This is a genomic window from Paenibacillus sp. IHB B 3415, from assembly GCF_000802655.2.
In the GTDB taxonomy this organism is placed as follows: Bacteria; Bacillota; Bacilli; order Paenibacillales; family Paenibacillaceae; genus Paenibacillus_AQ; species Paenibacillus_AQ phytohabitans.
Window position 1 is genome coordinate 62,943 of the sequence record NZ_JUEI01000066.1, and the last position, 6,728, is coordinate 69,670.

At 58.7% G+C, this 6,728-nt stretch carries 1 protein-coding gene (only partly in view); it reads right to left on the reverse strand.

The genetic code is table 11. The annotated features are described in order from the left end of the window. Positions 1-6,728: part of an SDR family NAD(P)-dependent oxidoreductase coding region (locus QW71_RS40070; RefSeq protein ID WP_039306246.1), annotated on the reverse strand (this coding region is incomplete at its 5' end). Its footprint begins 9,692 nt before the window's first position; the window shows 6,728 of its 16,420 annotated nt.

The following is a 6,728-nucleotide window of genomic DNA, read 5'->3' on the forward strand; positions in this document are numbered from 1 at the left end:
TGTCCTGCTTCATTGCAGGTTTAACGGCATCCCAGACCGGCAGCAGGCTTAATGTCTGCATCTGCGGCTTCGACGCGCTTGCTGCCGCTACTTCTTCCAGCAGGCGCAGCGCTTCCGGACCGGTTTTACGAACCGTGAACCCTTTTAACCGGGCACAGACCTTCCCGCTCCGGTCGCATAAATCAATATCGAATTTGTCGGCGTTACCGTCTGCCGGGCTTCCATCACTGTAACGGACATGGGCAACCATCCGGGAAGCGCAGGCTCCCGTCACCTCCAGCTCCTCCAAAGCGAAAGGCAGATAGAGCCCCTGGGCGTCCGCTGCCTTTCCTGCGTCAGCCTCAGCGAGGCGCAGTCCTGCCGACGCTTGAAGCGCCGAGTCGAGCAAGCTCGGATGCAGCATATAGGTATCCTCAGTCCCCGCCAGGAAGTCAGGCAGTGAAAGCTCAGCCAGCACTTGTCCTGGGCCGGTGTGCAGCCTCTTGATCCCCCGGTGGCCGGGCCCGTACCCGATCCCCCTCAAGCGGAAGCTTTCATACACGGTATCGGCATCGAACTGCTGCCCGCTGCATGCCGCATAAAGGGCGTCCAGGTCTAGAAGCGGTGCATCTTCTACCGCATACAGCTCCGCCCGGCCGCTGCTGTAGACCGGCGCACTGCCGTCTTCCCCGTTTCCGTATATGTCGAACATAATTTCATCCCGCTCACCGGGATGGAGTCCGATATGCACTTGAACGGGCTGTGTTCCCGCGATAAGCGGGCGGGGCCACGTTACGCCGGACAGCCGGATGGCTGACGGCTCGTCCGTCAAGCCTGCAGCCGCGTCTTCTATGGCAGCACGTGCCATCTCCAGCAAAGCGGCGGCAGGCAGCATGGATTGCCCGTTCACCACATGATCCTCCAGATAAAATTCCGCCCCCGTAAACAAAGAAGTATAACGTTGCTCTGCCAGATCCGATGTATTGACATGCAGCAGAGGATGAAGATAAGCTTGCCCGGCACTGCCGCCGGATACATCGGCATGTTCTTGTCCGCCGGCAACCCAATACCTTTCTCTGGCGAAAGGATAGGAAGGCAGCCGCAAGCGCCGCGGCAAGCAGCCGGAACCGGTGTAAAGCCGGGACCAATCCACTGCCCCGCCCCTCACCCAGAGCCCAAGGAGCTTGTTCCATTTGCCCTTTGCCATCCAATGGTCCACTGCTGCAGCCATATCTTCATCTTGGGTGAGCAGCGCCATCATTTCTTTATTGCGTCTGATCCCGTCCCGGTATATGTCCAGGGAGGCTGCCGCAGGATTCTCTGCGTAAGCTGTCAGCTTCTGCACCGCATCCGCCATCGTCACCGCCGTAAGCGCCAGCCGTTCCTCCATGGCTTCGCGGCCGACTTGAAGTGTATACGCCAAATGCGGCAAATCCGTATCTGACAGTCCTTTACAGCGTATCGCCTCAACAAGCCGCTTCGCCTGCTCCCGGAGCCTCTCCTCATCTCTTGCGGATAACAGAATAAGAGCAGGATGCACCGGTGTACCCGCAGACTCCCCGTACATTGCTTCCGTCCCGGCCGGAACGTATTCCTGAATAATGATGTGGGCATTCGAGCCGCCCGCGCCGAACGATGACAAGCCCGCTGTCCGCCGGTGCTCCTTCGCCGTTCCGTCCAGGTTAAGCAGTGGTCTTGGCCATTCTGCCAGCTCCCGTTGAACGGTAAAAGGCGTATTCGTAAAATCGATGTTAGGATTCAGCACTTCAGAGTGGAGCGACGGCACGAGCTGTTTATGCTGCAGCTGCAGCAACACCTTGGTGAGTCCGGCAATGCCGGCCGCGCTTTCGGAATGGCCGATATTCGACTTGACCGACCCGATCGCACAAAATTGTTTATCCTCCGTATAGGTCTCGAAGCATTTGGATAACCCCGCGATTTCAATCGGATCGCCCAGCGAAGTGCCCGTTCCATGCGCTTCGATATACGTGAGTTCCCGGGCATCAAGTCCCGCTTCCCTAAGCGCTTTGCCGATGACCTCCGCTTGGGCGTTCGGATTCGGGACGGTGTAGCCGTTCACCTTGCCGCCGTGATTGACGGCCGTTCCTTTAATCACGCCGTAGATCGGGTCGCCGTCGGCAATTGCTTGATCGAGCGGCTTAAGCAGCACGGCACCGACTCCCTCGCCGGGCACATAGCCGTCTCCCCCGATACCGAAGCTTTCGCATCGGCCTTTGCTCGACACGAACTGGTTTTGCTCAAGCAATATATATTTGTTCGGATGAACCGATACGTTGACGCCGCCGGCTACGGCCATCTTGCACTCGCCCAGCCGCAAGCTTTGGCATGCGAGGTGAATCGCCGTCAGAGAGGACGAGCACATGGTGGCAACCGCCATACTCGGTCCTTGAAAATTGCAATAATACGACACCCGGTTGGCGATGGATGCCGAATTGCCCGAAAGTGCCACCGCTCTTCCCTGCATCTGCTCTTGAACGCCATAGAGCTGATATTCCTCGTACATGACCCCGACGTATACGCCCACACCGCCCGTATGATACGGGGCGGAGGCTCCGCCTGTCAGGCGCACATAGCCCGCATCCTCCATTGCTTCATAGACGCGCTCCAGAAAGAGCCGCTCCTGCGGATCCATCGTCTCCGCTTCGCGCGGAGAGATGTTGAAGAATAGCGGATCAAATTCGTCGACACCATCGATAAAACCGCCCCAACGTTCAGCGTTCCGGCCTTCGTTCCCTTTGCGGTGGCGGCTGTTATCCCAGCGCGCAGCCGGAATTCCGGTAATACAATCCCTGCCGTCCTTCAGTACCTGCCAGAACTCCTCCAAGTCCCATGCTCCCGGGTAACGTCCCGACAAGCCGATAATCGCGATATCTTTTGCGGCAGCCGGAAGACCCGCCGCTTTTGCAGCGGTATCCTCGCTATTACCGCGGTGCAGTCTGCCGGATGGCCGGGAGCGGGGCGTGAGCCTCTTCACCGTGCCGCCTTTTACAGTCTCAGCCGGAACCTTGGCGGCTGCTGTCTCCTTCAGACCAGCCGGTTCGCCTGACAATGCGGATATCCTGCCCGGGTAAGCTTTGGTCAGATATGCCGCCAATTCCTGCAAATTCCGGTATTCGAAGAACAGCGTCTTCGGCAGCGTCCCTAATCCTTTCTCCATTTCAGCAGTCATCTGCATCGCTACGATCGAATCCATGCCGTACTCCTCCAAGGAGGTGACGTCATCAATCCGGTTGACCGGCAGCTTGGTCACTTCGGCCAACAGCTTGGTGAGATACCGTACTGCAAAGCCGTAAAGCACATCTATTTCGGCCAAAGTCCCGTCCGCGCCATCGCCGGTCTGTTGTTCCCATGTGGCGGACTGCTGCTTAACGATGTCCAGTATACGGGCAGCGTCTCCCTCAAGTACCAGTACATGATCCTTCTGTGCAGCCCATGCCCGGTACAACGCCCGGATGCCGGAGGCCGTCCGCAGAGGAATCAGGCCTTTGCTTCCAAGGAGTGCTGTCTCCGCTTGTGTCTCCAGTCTCATTCCGCCTTCCGCCCACAGCGGCCAGCCAACGGACAGCATCCGGCCGTTCCGCTTGCCGGACTGGTAGAGCGTATTGCGGAACCCGGCATAAGCATCCATGAAAGCGTTGGCCGCCGCATAATCCGCTTGACCGGAATTGCCGAAACTCCCGGCTGCCGATGAGAAGGCGATAACAAAGTCGAGCGGAAAGTCGATGCTGGCCTCATCCAGATGAACAAGCCCGTCCACCTTCGGTGCCAGCACCTCCTGCAGCTCCGCAGCTGTTTTGTGCATGAGCATACGGTCACGAACCAGGCCCGCGCTATGAACGATGCCGTTCAGCGTGCCATATTCGGAGCGGATGCTGTTCATTAGACTGCAAACTGCCGTAAGGTCGCTAACATCTGTCTTCACGTAACGGACGCGGGTACCGCTTCTGCGCAGCTCGTCAAGCTCCGCCTCCTTTGCCTTGTCCAGCTCGGAGCGTCCAGCCAGTATAATTGACGAAGCGTTAACAGAACGTGCAATTTCCCTGGAAATAATCAGGCCAAGCCCGCCCGCTCCGCCGGTGATTAGATAGACGCCCCCATCTTTCCAAGGCAGCGAATGAGGGGCATCTCCGCCGGAAATGTCAACCGCCTGGCGAATGGCAACATGCCGCTTCCCATGCTCGTAACGGATATGTTCGTACTCCAAATCTGTGCTGTCCTGCTTCAATTTGTACGCGAGGGAACCGGCATTGTCCCCAGGCTCCAGCTCAATTAGCTGCACGGCCAGACCGGTGTTCTCCAGCTGCATCGTTTTCAGCATCCCGAAAAGTCCGGCATACAACCGGAGCTCGCCCTGGTTCGGGACCGCGAGTTGAATAAGCAGCCTCTCCGCCGGAGAGCTTGGGCCTATGCGCTGAAGATGCTCGAGCAGAGCGGCCGCAGCCCTGCGGTAACGGGCGGCCGTCCCCTCCCCCTCATGAGGGAATTGGACGCATTCTACACCCCCCAGATTGGCACGAAGCGCGGCTAAATCGAACGCCTCCTGTCCGCTAAGGACAACGAGATGCTTAACGTCCGGGCCGGATGAACTATGCGTTAAGGCAGCCGGCCGTTCTTCCCATTCTTTATGCAGCAGCAGTGTGGAAGCCGGTGCTGTCTTCGTACCTGTGAGCGTTTCAAGCTCCAGCAGACGAACGGATAAGCCTTTTAGCTGAACGAGCATACTGCCCTGATCATCGCAGAGGTCCAAATCATATTTGAGCAGCGGTGAACCTGTCCCGCTTCCCGGGCTATAGCGGGTCCAGACCCACATCCGTTCCGTGCAGGCAGCGTGAATAACCAGTTCTTCCAACGCGAATGGAACCCAAGGCTTGCCTGCCGCGACCGCCGCCGGAGCAAGTCCGATGCAGGCTTGCAGCGCCGCATCCATAGAGCTCGGATGCAGGACATAGGCCTCTGTTCCTGAAGCGGCCGCTTCCGCAGGCAGCGTCAGCCGTGCAAGCACTTGGCCCTCGCCTAGCAGAAGCCTGTCCACCCCGCGGTGGGCTGCGCCGTATTCGATTCCCATCGACCGGAACAGCCCGTATAGTGCTGGCGCATCCAGACTATCCTCCGCACATTCCGAGCGAATCCGGTCCAGATCCATCCGGGTGTCTTCTACCGTGCCGGAAGCAATTACCGCAGTTCCCTGGCAGTACACAACCGGCTCCTCTCCCGGCGCATGACTAAAGATATCAAACGTAATTTCATCGTCCGTCACAGGAAAAAGCGCGATATCGACACTTACCGTTCCTTCGTCTGCGATGAAGGGGTTAGACCAGACAATATGCTTCAACCGGATACTGAGCGGCCCGTCCGGCATTTCGCCGGCAGACATCGCCACAGCGGCCCGGACCATTTCCAGGTACGCTGTGGCGGGAAGCATACGTTGTCCGTTCACAATATGATCTGCCAGAAAAAACTCGCTGCCGGTAAAGACCGTACGGAAGCGCTGCTCCTGGAAGTCCGAGACGTTCTCGTGGAGCAGCGGATGCAGCAAGGACGAAGCGGACAGCCTGGCACCCGCTGGATGGCCGGATACCGGTACCCAATACCGTTCTTTGGCAAAAGGGTACGAAGGCAGGCTCAGGCGAAGAGGTACGGATTCACCGTACATCCTCTTCCAGTCGACTTCCCGTCCGTGGACCCATGCGGCGGCAGCGGAAGCCAAGCTTTCAGCAGCCGCCTCCGGAACGAGCCGGTCCTCAGCCGCGTCAATTTCCGACCGGCCAAGCCATACGGAGCCGGTGCTCTCTTCTCCCGCTGCCAGCAGGCGCAGCCCGGCGACAAGCTCCGGTAAATCCCTCACCAGGAAGGCAGCGCGTTCTTCCATCGCCTCACGGCCGACTTGAAGCGTGTAGGCCAGCGCATGCAGATCAACGGCGCGGTAATCCGAATCCGGCTGTAAATGGCCGGCCAGCTTGCCGGCATATGCGTGAAGACGTTCCTTGTTTTTGGCGGAGAGCAGTACAAGCGCGGGACACTGGCCGTTCTCACCAAGTGGCGGATTGACCGGGACCGACCCTGCTGCGTGAGCCGCAGGGTCGTATTCTTCAAGCAGGAGATGGGCGTTGGAGCCGGTGGCTCCAAACGAGCTGATGCCCGCCCGCAGCGGCATGCTTATCTCCTTGCCCTTAGCCGTCACAATTGGCCGCTCCCATGCCACGAGCTTCCGCTGTACATAGAAAGGAGACCGTTCAAAATCGATATATGGATTAAGCTCCTCCGCATGCAGCGAAGGCACCAGCATCCGGTGGTAAAGCTGCAAAATGACTTTGTGAAGCCCGCAAATGCCGGCAGCCGACTCCGCATGGCCGATATTCGATTTTACGGAGCCGACCGAACAGAACTGGGTATCGTTCGTATGGGAGCGGAATGCTCTAACGAGTCCCTCCATCTCTATCGGGTCACCCAGCGGCGTCCCGGTCCCGTGAGCCTCGATATACGAAACCGACCGCGCGCCGATACCGGCCTTCTGGAGACATTCACCGATCAAATCGGCATGGGCCACAGGGTTAGGCACGGTAATGCCGCTCGCCGAGCCGCCGTGATTGATCATGCTTCCTTTCAAAACAGCATAAATATGATCACCGTCCGCAATCGCCTTGCTGAGCGGCTTGAGCAGAACGGCGCCGACTCCTTCTCCTGACACGTAGCCGTCTCCGCCGCTGCCGAACGTGCGGCAGCGCCCG